Genomic DNA, 17,879 nt, shown 5'->3' with positions numbered 1-17,879 from the left:
CATCAGACCACTCAAAGGAGAGAACATATGAGCAAACGTGTCGCATTCGTCACCGGCGGGGCCCAAGGAATCGGTCAGGGCATCTCGGAAACGCTGGGAGCCAATGGATATCGAGTTGCGGTCGCCGATCTGAATCTGGAGGCGGCCGAAGCAACCGCGAAGCGCATTGCCGAAGCGGGCGGGGAAGCCATCGCCGTCCACGTCGATGTGACCAACACCGAGTCGGTACGTGGTGCGGTCAAGACCGCCACTGCCGAACTCGGCGACATCGAGATCGTCGTGAACAACGCCGGCTGGGACGACTTCATGCCGTTCGTGAAAACGTCAGAGGATTTCTGGGACAAGATTCTCGACATCAATTTCAAGGGCGCGCTGCGAGTCATCCATACCGTTGTGCCGGGCATGGTGGAGCGCGGTTTCGGGCGGGTGATCAACATCGGCTCGGACGCCGGTCGCGTCGGCTCGTCGCTGGAGGCGGTCTACTCGGGCGCCAAGGGCGGCATTATCGCGTTCACCAAGACGCTGGCCCGCGAGGTGGCGACCAAAGGGGTGACAGTGAACACCGTGTGTCCCGGACCGACGGACACGCCCGCGCTGCGCAAGTTCGCCGACAGCTCCGGACAGGACGCCGACAAGGTGATCGGCGGTATGACTCGCTCCGTGCCGATGAAACGGCTGGCCCAGCCGTCCGATATTGCCGCTGCGGTTGCCTTCTTCGCATCGGATGCCGCGGGGTACATCACCGGCCAAACCTTGTCCGTCAGCGGCGGACTCACGATGGCCTGAGCCAATCCTTCAGTCAGCAAAGGAGATTCCCGTGGCACAACCACACAGGCGCGAGGCCGTCACCTGGAACCGGGACGGCGCCGTGGTCGAGATCATGCTCGATCGGCCACCGGCCAATGCGCTCGGGCTGGAGATCATTACCGGCTTGCACACGGCGATCGACTACACCCTGGCGGTAGATGCCAAGGTCGTGGTGGTGGCTTCCGCGGTGGACGGGTTCTTCGCGGCTGGGGCCGATATCAAACACATGTCCGCGGTGGACGCGGCGTCATTCCGCGAGTACGGCGATACTCTGCGCGGCGCGGTGGAACGCCTCGCCGACCTGCCGGTGATTTCCGTGGCGGCCGTCGACGGACTTGCCCTCGGTGGTGGCCTCGAGTTGGCGATGGCGTGCACGCTGCGTGTCGGTGCGGCCCGCGCACGGTTCGGTCTCCCCGAAGTCAAATTGGGGCTGATCCCCGGCGCCGGGGGCACCCAACGACTCCCCCGCCTGGTGGGGCGCGGCAAAGCGCTCGACATCATGCTCACCGGGCGCCAGGTCGACGCCGACGAGGCGTACCGGATAGGCCTGATCGACCGCTTCGCCGGACCGGGTACAACGGCCCGGGCCGCGGCCTGGCAACTTGCGCACGAGTTGGTCGCGCCCTCCATGCCCGCACAACTGGCGGTCGTCCGCACCGTCGACGCGTCCTACGATCGCCCGCTGGCCGACGGCTTGCAGTTCGAAGTCCAGCAGATTCAGGACCTGTTCGAGCAGGGTGAGGCGGTCGAGGGAATCCGTGCCTTCATCGCCAAGCGCTCGCCCGAATTCGCGTGACCCAGAGATCGGAGCCTGTTTCATGATTGATGTCGAAACCCGTTATGAGACAATGCTTCTTGCGTCTCCGGCGGACGGCGTGGTCCAGGTGACCCTGAACCGGCCCGACCGTCTCAATGCGATGACGCTGACCATGTTCAACGAGCTGGAGACGTTGGCGCGCGCGCTCGCTGACGACCGCGACGTCCGGGTGGTGATCCTCACCGGCACGGGCAAGGCCTTCTGCGCGGGATACGACCTCGACGAAGCCGAAGAACTGGCCTCGCTATCCGCCCTGGGCATGCTCGATCGTCAGGAGCGCGCCGCCCGCGCACTCAGCGCCGTGCGCGCGGTGCCGGTCCCGGTGATCGCCGCCGTCAACGGTCCCGCGGCCGGCGGCGGAATGTCGCTCGCGCTGATGGCCGACATCCGGCTCGGGTCACCGGCGGCGAAGTTCAATGCCGCGTTCGTGCGCATCGGGCTTTCGGCCGGCGACCTCGGTGCCTCCTGGTTGCTGCCCCGCCTGATCGGTCCGTCCGCCGCCGCAGAGATGGGTTTCACCGGGCGCATTGTCGAGGCTGAAGAAGCAGCGCGGCTCGGCCTGCTCAATCGGGTGACTGGTTCGGACGACTTGCTCGACCAAAGCCTGGCCATGGCGGGCCAGATCTGCGCCAACTCCCCCGGCGGTATCCGGATATCCAAACGCGCACTGCAGGCCAACATGGAAGTGGCCTCCTTCGCGGCGGCACTGGAGTTGGAGAACCGCGGTCAGGCGCTGCTGACGCGCTGCGACGACATGACCGAGGCGCTGCAAGCCTTCAAAGCCAAGCGGCCGCCGAACTTTTCCGGGCGATGAGCATGAGCACGGCAACATCGCAGTGGAATCGGGTGTCGCGGCGGCCGCTGCCTGATGTTCTCGACGAGCTGGGCACGGCGCAAACCCTGACCTTCGACGAACGACACCCGGGCATCGTCGTGATGTCAGTGAACCGCCCACACCGGGCGAACTCGCAAACCATCGAGATGTTCGGCGAAATCGCCTGGGCAGCAACCGTATTACGCAATGCACCGGTGCGGGCGCTGATCGTCACCGGGGCCGGGGGTAAGGCGTTCTGCACCGGCTTCGACTTGGACGAGGTCGATGTTCTGACCCGGATGTCGGTGTCGGAATTCACCGATCTCGTCGAGACCGCCGCGGCCGGGTCAACCGGATTGCGCGCGCTGCCGTATCCGGTGATCGCTGCAGTCAGCGGCCCCGCGGCCGGCGGAGGACTATCACTGGCACTGGCCGCCGACGTCCGGATCGCCGACCCCACCGCCAGTTTCAGTGCCGGGTTCGTGCGGGTCGGGTTGTCCATCGGCGAACTTGGCACGTCGTGGAACCTGGTCCGGCTGATCGGGCCTGGCCGGGCGGCCGAGTTGGCATTCACCGGACGCACCGTGCGGGCTGTCGAGGCCTGTCAGATCGGACTGGCCGACCAGCTCTCCGAAGGTGGCAATGCGCTCGACGCGGCGATGGATCTGGCCGTAACCATCTCGGAGAACTCCGACGACAGTGTGAGATCCACCAAGAACGCGTTGGTCCGCAATCTGGAGAACAACTCGTTGCGGTCCGCACTCGAGGTCGACACCCGCGGTCAGGCACTGGCGTTGCAGGTGCCGACCACTCGCGGTGGGCTGGCCGGCCTGCGGGACGCGCGGCGCATATGACAACCCTAGGAGCCCGGAGTGACGGGCTGGGTCCCGCTGACGACCTCCGGCACCGACCGCAGGCCGGCGAGCGAACGCGTGACAGCCTGTTCTGGGAGTTGATCATGCCCGAGGAGCAGCTCGGCGTGCAGATCTACCTCTACCTGACCGGCACCGGCAGGGCCGGTTACAACGTGTGCGTCTGGGGTCCCGAACGGCGCCCGCTGGCGCTGCAACTCCACCAGGGACGCGTGGACGACGATGTTGACCTCGACGAATTCTCCTTCGAGGGAATGACTCTCACGCAACCCGAACTGCGCAAGTCCTGCGTTCTCACCTATGACCGCGACGGGGTGCGAATCGAGTTCGCATTCCACGGCATTCACGACGCTTTCAGCTACCACCGCAATCCGGACGGCCTGCCCTCGTGGTTCGCGGTCAACCGGATCGAGCAGACGGGCCGGGTGCGCGGGGGTCTCGAAGTCGCCGGCCACCGAATCGAGTGGGATCGAATGGGGCACCGCGACCATTCCTGGGGGGTCCGAGACTGGGGCATCCCCCAGCATTGGAAGTGGTTCATCGCCTACACCGAGTCGGGCCGTGCGGTCAATGGCTGGATATGGATCGCCAAGGGCGAGTGGGGTTTCGCCGGCTACGTCGTCCGTGACGGAATCACCTACCCCGTCAGTCGCATCGACCACCATGCCGAGTACGGGCAACAGATGCGGCAGCGTCGGCTGTCGGCCACCCTCACCGACACCGCGGGTGTGCGAACCGAGTTGGAGCTCGATGTCTTCGGGGTCATCGAGTTGCCGACACACGATCGGCTGCAGACGGTGATCCGCGAGGGCGCCTGCCATGCACTCATCGATGGTGAACAAGGCGCCGGCCAATTCGAAACGCATTGGCAAGGAGCCTATCTCGATTATCTGTCGGCTGGGGACACCTGATGTGGTCGTGGTCTGAGCATGAGCTGCGCGATCTGGGGCGCTTCCTGGCCGATCGGGACTTGTGCAACCCGGTCATCACCGCCCACGCCGTCGGCGATGGGCATTCCAACCTGACCTTTCTGGTGTCCGACGGCTATTCGCAACTGATCGTCCGCAGACCACCGCCACCGCCGCTGCACGCCGGCGCTCATGACGTGTTACGGGAGGCTCGGGTGCTATCCGCACTCGAGCACTCCGACGTCCCCACCCCGCGGGTGCTCGCCGTCGCCGCCGCCGGCGACCTCCTCGACGTCCCGTTTCTGGTCATGGAATTCGTCGACGGGACCGTCATCACCGAGTCGACCCCCGCGCCGAGTGAGGACCTACAGCTGCGCCGGCAGATCGGTGAATCACTGGTAGACACTCTCGCCGCGCTGCACCAGGTGCATTGGCGTGAGGTAGGGCTCGGCAACTTCGGCAAACCGCAGGGCTTCAACGCCCGGCAATTGCGACGGATGCGGTCGCTGATCGTGGTGGACGGTACCCTGCCACCGGCCTTTTCCCGCCTCGACCAGTGGCTGCACGCACATCTTCCGCCGGAATCCGGAAGTGCCATCGTCCACAACGACTTTCGCATCGGGAATATGATCGTCGACATCGGCGCCGGTGCCGTCGCCGCGGTCCTTGACTGGGAACTCGCTACCCTCGGCGACCCGCTCGCCGACCTCGGATACCTACTCGCTTCGTATCCGATGGCGGGCGAGCCGCTGGTTCCAACATCAGCGATGGGCACCGCCGTCCTGGAGCCCGGATACCCTGGACGGACTGAGCTGATCGACCGATATGCGGATCGCACCGGCGCTGACGTGTCGAACATCAATTGGTATGCCACGCTTGCGATGTACAAGCTCGCCGCCCTCTACGACTACAGCCGCAAGCGGTTGGAAAGCGGTGTCGGCGACGCGTACTATGCCCAGCCCGGGTTGGTGAGTTCGTTCCTGGACGCCGGCGAAAGGCTGGCCGCCGAAGGCGCTTCGCTCGCCTGATTCGCCTGCGCGGTTTCGGGAACTCAATCATCCCAACGGATGGGAAGATCCCCTTCTTGAGGGACGCGGGTCGAGCTGAGCTGTCCCTACGCTGAAAACATGCCACCGATCGATCACGCATTGAACCTCACTACACAGACGATCCTGACGTACGCCAGTTGGGCGCTGACCGCGGTGCTCCTGGTTGTCGCGATCCGGATGGGGATGCGCGATCGGACGCCCTTCTATGCGCTCGTGGTACTTGGGGCCCTGGTCGGGGCCTTCGCAGAGCCGCTGTACGACGTGGGGATGATGCTGTACTTCTACTCCACACCCGGCATGTGGACTCACTTCACCGCATTCGATATCCCGCAACCGATCTGGACGCACAGCGGCTATGCGGTGCTGTACGCGGCACCGGCCATCTACATCACCAATCGGATCGCCCACGGTTCAATGACCGGCCGCACGCTGTCGGTCTTGGCCGGGATCACGTTACTGGAATCGGCCACCTTCGAGATGGTCGGAATCAATGGCGGCCTCTACAGTTACTGGGGGCCACATGTCTTCCGGATCTTGCAGTACCCGTTGGTGATTGGCGTGCTGGAGACCGCTCAGGTGATCTGCTTCGCGGTGGCGGCGGCACAGCTGCGCGCGCGCTGCACCGCCTCTCGGCAACTACTCGGCGTCTTCGTACTGTTCCCATGCACCTTTTTCGGGGCCAACTTCGGTGCCGGCTGGCCGACCATCGTTGCTATTCACCTCGAGCACACCTCGGCACCGGTGGTTGCCGGCGCGACGGTACTGAGTATCTGCTTCGCGCTGTTATTGATGCGAGCCGCCGCATCTTTCCTGCCGCGGTCATCCGCCGATGCACATCGGGATCACATCCGTGCAGCGGTGCAGCCGGCCGATTCCACTGCATAGGAGCTGACCAATGATGCGTCGCACGCCTGCCGCTCTGATCGTCGCCGCTGCCCTCGGTGTTGCCCCGCTTGCGTTGGCGCCGTGGGCTAATGCCGCTCCGGCGCCCGATGTGGAGTATCTCTACGACGTGACCGTGCGACGGCACTACGACTTCCCGAACACCGACGCGCTGAACTACGGTTACGGGATCTGCGACAAGGTCACCGCGGGCCACGGCTACGCCCAGGTAATGGGTGATGTCAAGCGTGACGTGACCCCCAACGACGAGTTCGCGGCCAACTACCTTGTCTCGTATGCGGTGAATCTTCTTTGTCCTGCCCAGATCTGGCAGCTGCGGAACTCGGCGGCGCACTACCAGCCTCCGGCGGAGTAGCGCAGCGTCCGCCCCCTGATTATTGCGGCGGGATACCCGGTGGCGGGTACACGCCGCGCAGGATCCACGGGAACCAGTTGATGGCGTATTCGATCTCGTCGCTGGCGTCGTATTGCGGGCTGGGGTCGATCGGGACGTTTTCCGGCAGGACCACCACCGGCGCGGGGCCTGCCTGCTGCCCAACCGCTGTGCTCTGGGGTGCTCTGTCAGACTGCCCGTAGACGGCCACCACGACGGTGCGATCCGGGCTGTTTTCCGACCACACCCCGATCTGACTGTTGGCGCAATCGGACATGATCGCGAAATACGAAGGGTTGTAATACCACTGGTTCATCAACTCGACGCCGCTGATTGCCACGGCAGGATTGATGGCCACCGTTTCGGTCACTCGCCCCTTATAGCCGGCTGCGTTGGCGCGACTTTGTGCGGTGGACCCGTCAGAACCGATGTCGCTGTCGAGGTTTCGGTTGTTCAGGACATCGAGGGTGTGCCACTGGGCGGCGAGTTGCAGTTGCGGGTTGATCTTGACGTCGTTGCCGCAGCCGGCCTGATGTTGCACGGTGTACACGTTGGCGACCACGCTGTCATTGAGCCGCTTGTTGTCGGCGTACGCCGCCGGCATATCCAGGACCGTGCCGCCCACCATGACGAACAGAGCAGACAAACCCAGCTGTCGGTACTGCATGTCGATTCCTTCCGTCGGCCGTGATCACCGGTGTCACACCGGATCGAATTGCGATATCAGCCAACGGCCCCCGACCTTGTCGAGGGTGACCCGGACGCTGGAGGCGGTGCTTGAGGGCGCGTCCTGGCCGATGACGATTGTCTGGTTCACCGACAGCAGTACGACGGCGTGATCGGCAGTCGTGTACGTGGCAGCGGCGGCCGGGACGGTGGCCACGGCGGAAATCTGCTTCTGCTTTGCTCCCGGGATCACCACGTCGTGCGTCAGCGACGTATAGGCCTGCAGGAACGCACCGGTCAATCGGCCCCGTGCGGCCTCGAGATCAGCCTGCACGGTGTCGGGCCGGTAGGACAGCAGCGCAATGGTGCCGTCGGTGGCGGCGCGCACGGACTCCGCCCGGGCCACCCCGGCATCGCGGGCCGAGGTGTCCTGCCATCTCAGGAAGCCCGCTCCCGCGGCCAGCAGGAGCGCCACTCCCGGCAACAGCCCGTAGGCGATGACCCTGGACCAACGGATGCGACGCCACGCCGTGGCCGGTCGCTCCTCGTGATCTGACCCGTCGGCATCCGTGGCCACGTCGGTCGCTTCGGTCTCGTCCGCGCCGGCCTCCCCAGCGGCCGCTGGCTCAGCAGGTGACTGGGGCACCTCGTCGAGGTCACTGCGCTGGCCTGTCCGGGGCGAGATGACCGCGCTCACAGCACGAACCCGACATTAGAGACTTTGACCTGATCCCCGACCCTCTGCACCGAGATACGCATTCGCCATGCCCGCGGTACCGGGTCGGCCTCGCCGGCATTGGACGTCTGCACGGCAACCGCGACCAGTACCTGCGCTCCGTCGGCTGTCTCCGATTCCAGTCCCGCCTCCGTGATTCTGCCCACGGTGGTTGCCTGGCTTTGCTGCAGCACCTCGACGAATGGCTTCGAGCGCTTGGCGAAGTCGTTGTAGAAATCCCCGGTCGCGCCGTCGAGAATTCGGCGCACATCGGCGTCGGCGTGGTGCCAGTCGATGGTCGTCAAGTTCAGTGCGCCCTGTCTGGCCACCTGCAGGTACTGACTCCGCTGGGCCTGCACCTGGTTGGACTGGTGCAGGCGATAGCCCCACCATCCGCTCAGCGCCGCCAACGCGACGACGACGGCTAAGCCGAACAGCGTTGCGCGCCGCTCTGTGGACACGGGTTTCCTGGTCCGGCCCGCGGGCGGGCTCTCGAGGTCGTCCGCGGCGGGTTCGGGGGGGCTGTCCTCGACTTCGGCGGTGTCTTCGTCCAGCTCCTGGTCACGATCGGCTACTACCGTCATGAGGTTCTCCATCCTTGGTGCTTGATGAGTCTGGGTGTCGTCGCCGTCTCAAGGCCCGGGCGGCAGCAGCATCGACTGCCAGGTCCGTTCCTTCGGCGCGGTTTGGGCCAGATCGGATCGGGTGTACTGATGCCCATCGGATCCGGTGTAGGTGCCGGTGGCCGGGTCGTACTGCGCCGCGGCAATCGGGGGTGGCGCCGGACCGGGTGCGGGTGTCGCCCCGGCCGGTGGTGGCGCCGATCCCGGTGGCAGCTGCGGAATGTCCTGACCCGACAGCGTGGCGTTGGGGTCGCCCTTCCAGTTCCAGCCGTCGTTGAGGGGCACGTACTGTTCGTTGCTCTCGCACATCTTGACGGTGGGTGCGCGTTTGCCCGGCACGGTTTCGCAGGGGACGTTGCGAGCGCCGCGCACGTTGAGCGGCGAGTCCTGGGGCACCCTGCAGTACAGGTCGCCGGCCGGGCGGTTGGGGTAGTCCTCGAAGGTGGGGACGCGCTGCTGCTGGGCCGGCAGGAATCCGGTGCTGCACGTCGGCGGCAGGTTGATGTTGAGGTTGAAGCTCAGGTATTGGCCGTGGTACGGCTGCTTGGTGTTGACGTTGGCGAGGATGCCGGCCTGTTCGGCGGCGATGGATTCGGGGAATATCACCAGCAGTTGCTCGATGTCGTTCTGGTAGGTGAGCGCGACCTGTCCGACGCTGGCGAGGTTGGCGAGCAGTATGGGCAAGGTGGGTTGCACCCGTTCGATCAGTTGACGCATCTCCCCGAACGCCGGGCCGGCCTGGTCGATGGTGCCTGCGACGGCCGCGTCGTGAGTCTGCAATTCCGTGGTCACGGTCGCCAGGTGGGCTGCCCACCCGGCAATCTCCTCCGACGTGTGAGTCTGGGAGTCCAGCACGGGCTGCGATCGGTCGATCAGCGAGACGAGCGGGTCGAGGTTCTTGCGCGCATCGATCGCCAGGTTGGACGAACCCATGATCAGGCGGGAGAGTTCGGGGCCCAGCCCACCCACCGCGGTGTACGACTCGTTGATGACGGTCTGCAGGTTGTCGTGCGGTATTGCCTGCAGAGCGGTGTTGGCGGCACTGAGCAAGGAGTTGATGTTCGGCGGCACGGAGGTGTCAGCCCGCCGGATCAGGTCGCCGTCCTTCAGTGGCGGTGAGGTGCCGTTGCGGGGCAACAACTCGACGTAGGATTCGCCGATCGCGGATTGGCTGTGCACCTCGGCTCGCAGGTCCGAGGGGATGTCGATGCCCGATTTGAGGGAGAGCACAGCTTCGACGCCGCTGTCGGTCAGCCGCACGGACTGCACCTGGCCCACCTCGGTGCCGCGATATGTCACGTTTCCGGTGCCGTACAACCCGCCGGTTTCCGGCAGCTCCACCTTCACGGAGTAGCGGCCGACGCCGAACAGCATGGCCGGCAGTTTCACGAAGTGCAGGGACATCACCGCCAGCGCGATCAGCGCGATCACGGTGAAGACGGCCAGTTGGACTTGGACTCGTCGGTGTAGGCGGCGCATCTACGGCCCCTGGTCCGAGTGGTACGGGATGGTCAGCGGATTGCCGGGGGTACCGCGGAATCCCGAGGTGCACGGGCTGGGGTACTGGCCGATGGTTCGTCCCCACTGCAGCTCGAGTTGGGTCAGGTGGCACTCCCACCGGGTGCCGGTGAGTATTCCCTGGTCGATTCGGCTGAGCGTGAGGTCGATGATCGCGGTCAGGTTGGCATAGTCACCACGTTGAAAATTCTCGAAGGTTTCGTTCGGGAATGGGAACGTGGCCAGCAGGCTGAGTGCGCGGGTCATGCTCGGACCGGCGTTGGCGAGCGATTCCAGGACGGGCCCGAGTTCCTTCAATTCGTTGACCAGGTTCGCCTTGGTTTTGTTAACCGAGTCGACGGTCAGGGCGCTAAACCTGCCCAGCTGATCGGCCGCCTCGACGAGGTTGCTCCGCTCGTTGTTGAGCACCGCGAGCGCGTCGGGAATGGTCGCCAGGGCCCGGTCGAGCACGGGCTGCTGCTCGGCGAACTTTCCGACCAGGCGGTTCAAGCTGTCGGTGGCCGCGATGATGTCGCCGGACTGGTCGTTGAGGTATGCGGTGAACCTGTCGAGCTGCCCGATGAGGCTGCGCACATCGTGCTCGCGCCCCCGGAACGCGGTGCTGAAAGCCTCGGTGATGTCCTGTATCTGGCCCAGCCCGCCGCCGTTGAGCACCAACGACAACGCCGCCAGCGTCTGCTCGGTATTCGGGTATGCACCGCCGTGGGACAGCGGGATGACCGAGCCTTCACGCAGCTTGCCTTGCGGTGCTTCGCCTTTCGGCGGCGCGAGCTCGATGTGGTAGGAGCCCAGCAGGCTGGTCGTGCCGATCTTGGCGGTGGCGTTGGCGGGCAGGGCGACGTCACCGTTGAGCCGCATGCTCACCAACGCGTGCCAGCCCTGACGCTCGATTTTCGTCACATGGCCGATCGCTACGTCGGCCACGCGCACCCGAGAGTTGGGTTGGATGTTGTTGACTTCGGGCATCTGCGCCTGGATCAGGAAGGAGCCCGCGCCGGCGCCCTGCGTGCCGGGCAGGGCGAGCGAATTCAGCCCGTGCCAGCCGCAGCCGGATGTGCCGGCCACGAGCGCGAACATGGCCAGGCTCGCCGCAGCGCGGCGCCAGCGGTTGCTTGTCATCAGCCACCTCCCGGCGGAATCATCATGCCGCGCAGGCCGGCCGCGGGGTCGGTTGCCGCCGCCGCCCCGGCGGGTGCTGGCGCCGCTGGTGCTTCGGCCGGCAGTGGCCCAGTTGCTGGAGCCGGCAGGTTATTGGCGGCCGGCGGCACAAAATCGGGGCGCATCCAGTCCTCGCTGTAGGTGACCTCGTTCGGTCTGGCTTGAGCGCCGACGAACAGGTTCTCTCCGATCGGCGGGAAGTTGTATTGGCGATTCTTGAAAATCGGCGCCATGTACTGCGCGCAGAGCTTCGCCGCTTGCTCGCCGCCCAGGCGGGACGCGGCCTGGATTGCTCCGCACAAGAATGAGACCGGGTTGGCGAAGTTGTTGACCGCCAGCGCGCCGGTCAGCGCACCGTTGGCCGGCTCGTAGATGTTGTTGAAGTCCTGCAATACCGTCGGGCCGATGTGCAGCGTCTGCTTGATGTCGTCGAGGCTGCCGACCAGTGCCCGGCTGATCGACGTCAGCTTGTCTGAGGCGGTGCCCACCGCCTCCCGATTGTCGGCGGCGAAACTCTGCACGTCGGCGACGACCGCGTTGAGGTCCTCGACCGCCTGACCGACCTTGTGCGGGTCGTCGGCCAGCAACGAGGACACCGCGGCCAGGTTGCGGTTGAGCTGCTCGAGCAGGTCTGCGCTGTCATGCAGCGCTGACACCAGCGTCGACAAATCTCTGAAGGTGGCGAAGATGTCTTTGCTGTGGTCGCCCAGTGCGGACACCGCCTGGGACAGCTTGATGATCGTGTCGCGGATGGTGGCGCCCTGTCCGCGCAGGTTGTCCGCGGCAGTGTTGATCAGTGAACCCAGCGTGCTGACGCCGCCGGGCTGGTTGGGCTTCAGCAGATCGGTCAGCCGCTGCAGTTGTGCCCGCAAGTCGTCCCACTCGACCGGCACCGCGGTGCGGTCCTGCGGGATGACCGCGCCGTCTGGCATCGTGGGGCCGCCGGTGTAGGGCGGCGTCAGCTGGATCGCCCGCCCCGTCACCAGCTGCGGGGAGAGAATCGCAGCCTTTGCATCGGCGGGCACTTTGTACTTGCGATCGAACCAGAACGAAATCTTGGCCCGCAGCGGCTGCGGCTCGATCTTGGCGATCTTGCCTACCGCCACGCCCCGAATGCGCACCTCGTCGCCGGCATACAAGCCGTTGCTGTTGTCGAAGTAGGCGGTCACGATTGTGCGGGCGGTCTGATCACTTGCCCGCATTGCGACCACCACCCCGGCAACGAGCACCAGTGCGAGGGTGGTCGCCAACACGGCGCGGGCTTGTCGAAGTTTTGATTTCACCGTCAGCCTCCCGGCTGCTGCGAAGGAAGTGGCGCCGGCGGCCCGGGCGGCGGCCCGCCGGGCGGCGGGGCCGGCGGTGGTTCCCGATACGGGTAGCAGCCGGGGCCGGGCAACGCTACGCCGGGCAAACCGCACGAATGGTCATCCGGGTTGCCGGTGATCGCGTCCGGCAAGCTCATCCGCGGCTCGCCGCCCTGTCCGGTGCGCGGGTACGGCATCGGCAACGGCGGCGTCCCGGGCTGGCCGGTCGGCGGGTCGGTCAGCTGCGACGGCAGTAATGTGGCCGGGTCCAATCCCAGGTCGGAGAACGCGGCGCCGATGAACGGTTGCACGAACTGACCCGGAAGTAGATTCACCACGTAGGCCTTGAAGAAGGAGCCGGAGGAAACCGATTCACCGAGCGACAACACGTACGTGTTGATCAGTGGGATGGCCTGCTGGATGCGTTCTTTGCGCTGGTCGACGATCGCCAGGACCCCGTTGAGCTTGTCGAGCGCAGGCCGCAGCTGCTGTCGGTTCTCGGCAATGAACCCCTGCAGTTGCCGCGCCACCGCCGACATGTTCGCCCAGATCTGATCCAATGCCGCGCTTTGGGTCCGGAGCTGGGCCAGCAGCGCATTGGTGTCCCGCACCAGCCCCACGATCTGGTCGGTGCGCTTGGCCAGCACTCCTGTCGCCTTGGCTGCGTTGCTGAGCAGGGTGCGAAGTTGTGCGTCGCGCTCATCGAGGGTTTGCGCGAACCGTGCCACGCCCTGCAATGCGTTCCTCAGATCTGGCGGGGTGTTGGCGAAGGTCTGCGCCAGGGTGCTGAGCGATCCGGACAACTGTTCAGTGTTCAGCCCGCTGATCGTGGAGGCCAGGTCGCCGAGGGCCTCCGGTAGCTGGTAAGGCGAGGTGGTCCGCTCGATGGGGATAGCACCACTGAGCCGCCCGTCGCCGCGGGGTAGGACGTCGAGGATCTTGCCGCCCAACAGGCCCTTGCCTTTGATCGCCACCTCAGTGCGGTCGCCGAGACGGATGTTCTCGCCGACTTTGAACTTGACGAGCACGCCCGGTCCGTCGAGTTCGATGCTGGACACCTTTCCCACCGGATAACCCGACACCTCGACGGTGTTGCCGGTCCGCAGCCCGCCGGCGTCGGCGAAATAGGCGGCGACGTCGGTGCCCTGATTGAAGAAGGGCAGCTTCTGGTATTCCAGCGCGGCCACCACAAACCCGGTGACTGCCAGGATGCCGACGGCGCCGATGATCAGCTGGTTGCGCTCGGAGAAGGTTTTCATTTCGGCGCGCACCGTCCCGTGCTCTGAGCGGCCACTTTGACGTACACCGGCTGACCGCCTTTGCCGTTGACCTTCAACACGACATCGCAGAGGTAGAAGGCGAAGTAGTCGCCGTAGATGCCCTGGCGAACCAGGGCCTGGTATTTGTCCGGCAGCGTGTTGAGCAGGTTGTCGAGGTAGTCGTGGTCGGCCACGGCGATGCTCGCGACCCGGTCGGTTTCGTGGACCACCTTGCGGAGGGGCTCGCGGGCCTGGGCCAATAGGTCGGCGACCGAGCCGGCGGCCGCGTTGGTGTAGGCGACCGCATTGGAGATGTCGGTCTTGCGTTCTGCCAGCCCGTGAACCAACTGCGACAGCGACGTCACCGCTGTGTCCAACCGGTCGTTCTGGCCGCCCAGTGAACCCAGCACCACGTTCAGATTGGTGATGACTTGCCCGATCAGCTGATCTCGGTCGGCCAGCGTGTTGGTGACCGCAGCCGCCTGGTCCAGAAATGACCCGATCGTGGGGCCTTGCCCTTGAAACGCCTGCAACAACTGTCCGCTCAGCGCGTTCACCTGCTCCGGGTTCAGCGCACGAAACAGCGGCTTGAAGCCCCCGATCAGCGCATCCAGATCCAGCGCCGGTTTGGTGCGGGAAACCGGAATGGTCTGACCGGGAGTCAATATCTTGAGTCCCCCGGCGCCCTCCTGCAGCGCCATGTACCGGTCGCCGAACAGGTTGTCGTACTGGATCACGGCCTGCGTCCCCTCGGTGAGGGTGACCGAGTCATCGGCGGTGAACTCGACGCGCACCGTCGCGTCGGAGTTGATCGAGATGGTCTTGACTTTGCCGACCTCGACCCCGGCGATGCGGACCAGCTTGCCCTCTCTGAGATTGGACACGTTGGTGAACTCCGCGAAGTAGCTCTTGCCTTCGCTGAACCGGACCTGCCCGAAAACGGCGACCAGCAAGAACGCGGCCAGCAGGCAAACCGCCAGGAAGGCGCCGAGGCGCACTGTGACGCCTCTCAGGTTTTCCCGCATGGCTTCTTCTCCTGTTCTCCTGCTCGTGTCGGTAGCGGACGGTCAAGGTGTTGGCGGACCTGCTTCTGCCGGGGCTGGGCCGGGCTCCGCGGGCGGTGTGTCGGGTGTGGCCGGCGGCACCCCGGGCCAAAGCGGCACCCCGCCCGGCCCGTACAGGGCCGCCCCGTATGGCGGCGCCCCCGGGTACGGGATCGGTCCGATTGCCGGCCCGGGAATGCACTCGCGGATCGACGGCGGCTTCGGGACCGCGCGGGTCACCGGGAGGTAGTCGGCCCAGCAGGGGTGCCCGAGGCCGGGGTTGGGCCGGATATCGAGGCCGGTCCCCCAACCGGTGTTGGTGATGAGTTGGCGCACCGGGAAGTTCTTGGTGGCATCCGGCAGCGACCCGCACCCCGGCTTTCCACCGGGTCCGCCCTTGGCGGCGACGATCGGCAGGTTGTCGGGATAGGCGTAAGGGTCGTTGCCCAGCAGCAGGGCGACATCGAGTTGCAGCGTGCGGCCGTCGGCGCCGCCCCACGCCGCGTATCCCCCGTTGTCCAGATACCACTTGGTGCCCTGCAGGAAGCAGGTGTACTCGGGGCTGTACTTCAGCAGCAGGTTTGTCGTCGGCTCGAGAATGTTGACCGCCGCGGCGAGGTTGTCCCTGCTGGTAACGAGCAGGTTGGTCCCGGAGTTCGCGAAGCCAATGACGTTGAGCAACAAGGAGTCCAGGGTGTTCGCGTGGTTCACCACGGTGGTGCTGGTGGTGCTGGTGGCGTTCAGGATCGTCACGATGTCACGGGCGGCCGCAGCATAGGTGTCGTTGAAGTTCTTGAAGGAGCGCCAGTCTTGGCGGATGGTGTCGCTGCGCTCGTTGAGTGCCTGCAATACCTCATTGAGGGCGGTGGTGGCTTCGCCCATCCGTTCACCTTGTCCGCGTACGCCTTCGGCGACTGCGCTCAGCACCGCGTTCAACTTGAGCGGATCGATCATGTTGAGCAGATCGACGACGTTTTCAAAGACCGTGTTGACTTCTGTGCTGACATTCTTCGAATGCAGCACGGCGCCCGCAGTCAGTCGGGCGTGACTCGGTTGCTCCGGATACACCAACTCCACGAACTTGGCGCCGAAAGCGGTGGTGGAACTGATCTGCGCCTGCACATTGGCCGGGATATACCGGATCTGATCGGGGTCGATCTCGAGTGTCAGGTTGGCCATGTTCTGTGCGTCGCCGATCTGGCCGACCCGGCCCACCTGCACGCCACGCATCTGGACCTTGGCCCCGGTCTCCATCACCAGCCCGGAGCGATCCGACGTCAGAGTCACCGGCACATACGATCTGAAGGTTCCGGCAAAGGCCGTCGTGGTGACGAGCATGAACGCGCCGACGGCCAACAGCAGGATCACCGTCCACCATGCGGAGTGGATACGGTGTTGTCCTGCACGGAGTTTCATGCCGTCAGCCCGCCAGATGGAAGTTGCCGGATTGGCCGTAGACGGCGAGTGTGATCATCACGATCTCCACCGCCGCGACCACCATCGAGGTCCGCACGGCCCGCCCGACCGCCTCACCGACCCCGGCCGGCCCGCCGTGGGCGGTGTAGCCGTAGAAGGTGTGCACCAGCATGACCACGATCGTTATCGCCACCACCTGGAGGAACGACCAGATGATGTCGCGGGGGCTGAGGAACGTGTTGAAGTAATGGTCGTAGACACCCGAACCCTGGCCGTAGATCGCGGTGGTGCCGGCCCTGGATGCGAAAAACGCCATCATGATGGCGACGCAGTACAGCGGGATCACCACCACGACGCCGGCCACGACCCTGCTGGACGCCAGGTAGGCGACGCTGCGGATGCCGATCACCTCGAGCGCATCGATCTCCTCGTTGATCCGCATCGCACCGATCTGCGCGGTAGCGCCGGCACCGATGGTCGCCGACAACGCGACGGAGGCCGTTCCGGGCACGATGAGCCGGACGTTGAAATACGACGACGCGAAGCCGGTGAGGGCTTCGATACCTACCGACGCCAGTTGGTTGTAGCCCTGTACCGCCACCAAGGCACCGGTGGTCATCGTCAAGAAGCCAACGATCACGACGGTGCCGCCGATCATCGCGAGCGCCGCGGCCCCCAGCCCCATCTGTGCGATCAGCCGCAGCAACTCACTGCGGTAGTTGGTGATCGCATCGGGAATCGAACCGAGCGTCGCAGCATAGAACCGCATCTGCGATCCGACCCGGTTCCACTCGCTCGCGAAGCCGTTGAATGTACGCTGCAGCAGCGGAAGTGCAGGGGCCGCAAGGGCATTCGGGACGGTCTGCGTCATCGGTTCACCTCAAGTAACCGTGAACTGGATGCCGACGGCGGTCACGATGACGTTGATCGCGAACAACACCATGAAGGTGAACACCACGGTCTCGTTGACGGCGTTGCCGACACCGGCAGGACCACCGCCGACGGAGATGCCCATGTAACAGGCGATCAGGCCAGCCGCCATCCCGAACAGGGTCGCCTTGACCAGCGAGACGATGACGTCGGCAAGGCCGGTGAGCGTCGTCAGGCCGGTCACGAACGCCCCCGCCGAGACGTGCTGGACGTACACGGTGAAGAAGAATGCGCCGGTGAGACCGACCACGGTCACCGCCGATTCCAGCGCCAACGCGACTGTTGTCGCCGCCAGCACTCGCGGGACCACCAGCCTCTGGATGGGGTTGATGCCCAGCACCCGCATCGCGTCGAGTTCTTCGCGGATCGTCCGCGCGCCCAGATCGGCGCACATTGCGGTGGCGCCTGCGCCGGATACCACCAGCACCGTGACGATCGGTGCGATCTGATTGACGGTGCCGATCCTGCGCCCGTTCCGGAGAAATCCCCGGCACCGATCTCGGTCAGCAGAATGTTGAAGATGAACGTCAAGATCACCGAGTACGGGAGCGTCATCATCAGCGCCGGCACCGTTGACACCCGAGCCACGAACCAGCTCTGCAGCAGGTACTCACGCCAGGCGAGCGGCGGCTTGAACATGAACACGAAAGCGTCCAGTGACATCGCGAAGAAGCCGCCGATCGCGCGGACCGGCTTGGTCACCG

Annotated in this window: 18 protein-coding genes and 1 pseudogene; 8 read left to right on the top strand and 11 right to left on the bottom strand. The window is 65.3% G+C overall.

Annotation, left to right across the window (positions count from 1 at the left end):
• Nucleotides 1–27 precede the first annotated feature (27 nt).
• The 8 genes from AO501_RS00345 to AO501_RS00310 all read left to right on the top strand — a co-directional run bounded on the left by AO501_RS00345 (nucleotide 28) and on the right by AO501_RS00310 (nucleotide 6,525).
• Entirely contained in the window at nucleotides 28–786 is a 759-nt protein-coding gene (locus tag AO501_RS00345; RefSeq protein WP_055575799.1) for an SDR family NAD(P)-dependent oxidoreductase, read from the top strand.
• A gap of 31 nt (nucleotides 787–817) precedes the next feature.
• The gene (locus AO501_RS00340) at nucleotides 818–1,603 is read left to right on the top strand and encodes an enoyl-CoA hydratase/isomerase family protein (protein WP_269435157.1); all 786 of its coding nucleotides are present in this window, start codon (nucleotides 818–820) and stop codon (nucleotides 1,601–1,603) included.
• 22 nt (nucleotides 1,604–1,625) lie between these two features.
• A complete protein-coding gene (locus AO501_RS00335) occupies nucleotides 1,626–2,438 on the top strand; it encodes an enoyl-CoA hydratase/isomerase family protein (RefSeq protein ID WP_055575798.1) in 813 nt (270 codons plus the stop codon).
• Nucleotides 2,439–2,440: 2 nt separating this feature from the next.
• Nucleotides 2,441–3,292, top strand: coding sequence for an enoyl-CoA hydratase/isomerase family protein (locus tag AO501_RS00330; protein ID WP_055575797.1), 852 nt, complete (start codon nucleotides 2,441–2,443; stop codon nucleotides 3,290–3,292).
• Nucleotides 3,289–4,221 carry a DUF7064 domain-containing protein gene (locus AO501_RS00325; RefSeq protein ID WP_055575796.1) on the top strand — a complete coding sequence of 311 codons (933 nt, stop codon included), beginning with the start codon at nucleotides 3,289–3,291 and terminating at the stop codon, nucleotides 4,219–4,221. Before AO501_RS00330 ends, AO501_RS00325 begins: the two co-directional genes overlap by 4 nt.
• The gene (locus tag AO501_RS00320; RefSeq protein ID WP_055576122.1) at nucleotides 4,218–5,246 is read left to right on the top strand and encodes a phosphotransferase family protein; all 1,029 of its coding nucleotides are present in this window, start codon (nucleotides 4,218–4,220) and stop codon (nucleotides 5,244–5,246) included. The genes AO501_RS00325 and AO501_RS00320 overlap by 4 nt, the downstream gene beginning before the upstream one ends.
• 99 nt (nucleotides 5,247–5,345) lie before the next feature.
• Entirely contained in the window at nucleotides 5,346–6,152 is an 807-nt protein-coding gene (locus AO501_RS00315) for a hypothetical protein (RefSeq protein ID WP_055575795.1), read from the top strand.
• Nucleotides 6,153–6,162: 10 nt separating this feature from the next.
• Nucleotides 6,163–6,525: a DUF732 domain-containing protein gene (locus AO501_RS00310; RefSeq protein WP_055575794.1), complete on the top strand. Its 363-nt coding sequence runs from the start codon at nucleotides 6,163–6,165 to the stop codon at nucleotides 6,523–6,525.
• A gap of 19 nt (nucleotides 6,526–6,544) precedes the next feature.
• On the opposite strand, the gene AO501_RS00305 is transcribed toward AO501_RS00310, so the two are convergent.
• The 11 genes and pseudogenes from AO501_RS00305 to AO501_RS00255 all read right to left on the bottom strand — a co-directional run bounded on the left by AO501_RS00305 (nucleotide 6,545) and on the right by AO501_RS00255 (nucleotide 17,838).
• Nucleotides 6,545–7,171 carry a CAP domain-containing protein gene (locus AO501_RS00305; protein WP_231752300.1) on the bottom strand — a complete coding sequence of 209 codons (627 nt, stop codon included), beginning with the start codon at nucleotides 7,169–7,171 and terminating at the stop codon, nucleotides 6,545–6,547.
• Between the two features lie 72 nt (nucleotides 7,172–7,243).
• Entirely contained in the window at nucleotides 7,244–7,726 is a 483-nt protein-coding gene (locus AO501_RS00300; RefSeq protein ID WP_055576121.1) for a hypothetical protein, read from the bottom strand.
• Between the two features lie 176 nt (nucleotides 7,727–7,902).
• The gene (locus AO501_RS00295; RefSeq protein ID WP_055576120.1) at nucleotides 7,903–8,508 is read right to left on the bottom strand and encodes a hypothetical protein; all 606 of its coding nucleotides are present in this window, start codon (nucleotides 8,506–8,508) and stop codon (nucleotides 7,903–7,905) included.
• Between the two features lie 48 nt (nucleotides 8,509–8,556).
• Nucleotides 8,557–10,026: an MCE family protein gene (locus AO501_RS00290; RefSeq protein ID WP_055575792.1), complete on the bottom strand. Its 1,470-nt coding sequence runs from the start codon at nucleotides 10,024–10,026 to the stop codon at nucleotides 8,557–8,559.
• Nucleotides 10,027–11,142 carry a virulence factor Mce family protein gene (locus AO501_RS00285; RefSeq protein WP_156452255.1) on the bottom strand — a complete coding sequence of 372 codons (1,116 nt, stop codon included), beginning with the start codon at nucleotides 11,140–11,142 and terminating at the stop codon, nucleotides 10,027–10,029.
• A 41-nt stretch (nucleotides 11,143–11,183) separates the two neighbouring features.
• On the bottom strand, nucleotides 11,184–12,506 hold the full coding sequence (locus AO501_RS00280) for a virulence factor Mce family protein (protein ID WP_055575790.1): 1,323 nt from the start codon (nucleotides 12,504–12,506) through the stop codon (nucleotides 11,184–11,186).
• A 2-nt stretch (nucleotides 12,507–12,508) separates the two neighbouring features.
• Nucleotides 12,509–13,786 carry a virulence factor Mce family protein gene (locus AO501_RS00275; protein WP_055576119.1) on the bottom strand — a complete coding sequence of 426 codons (1,278 nt, stop codon included), beginning with the start codon at nucleotides 13,784–13,786 and terminating at the stop codon, nucleotides 12,509–12,511.
• Complete coding sequence (locus AO501_RS00270) at nucleotides 13,783–14,811, bottom strand: virulence factor Mce family protein (protein WP_055575789.1); 1,029 nt, start codon at nucleotides 14,809–14,811, stop codon at nucleotides 13,783–13,785. Before AO501_RS00270 ends, AO501_RS00275 begins: the two co-directional genes overlap by 4 nt.
• Before the next feature lie 42 nt (nucleotides 14,812–14,853).
• Nucleotides 14,854–16,245, bottom strand: coding sequence for an MCE family protein (locus tag AO501_RS00265; protein WP_055575788.1), 1,392 nt, complete (start codon nucleotides 16,243–16,245; stop codon nucleotides 14,854–14,856).
• Between the two features lie 4 nt (nucleotides 16,246–16,249).
• On the bottom strand, nucleotides 16,250–17,116 hold the full coding sequence (locus AO501_RS00260) for an ABC transporter permease (RefSeq protein ID WP_055575787.1): 867 nt from the start codon (nucleotides 17,114–17,116) through the stop codon (nucleotides 16,250–16,252).
• Nucleotides 17,117–17,125: 9 nt separating this feature from the next.
• Nucleotides 17,126–17,838 (bottom strand): annotated as a pseudogene (locus AO501_RS00255) (MlaE family ABC transporter permease).
• Between the last annotated feature and the right edge of the window lie 41 nt (nucleotides 17,839–17,879).

The sequence above is a fragment of the Mycobacterium gordonae genome (assembly GCF_001417955.2).
GTDB lineage: Bacteria > Actinomycetota > Actinomycetes > Mycobacteriales > Mycobacteriaceae > Mycobacterium > Mycobacterium gordonae_B.
The sequence above is the reverse complement of the archived record's forward strand: the minus strand, read 5'-3'. Positions and strand labels throughout refer to the sequence as shown.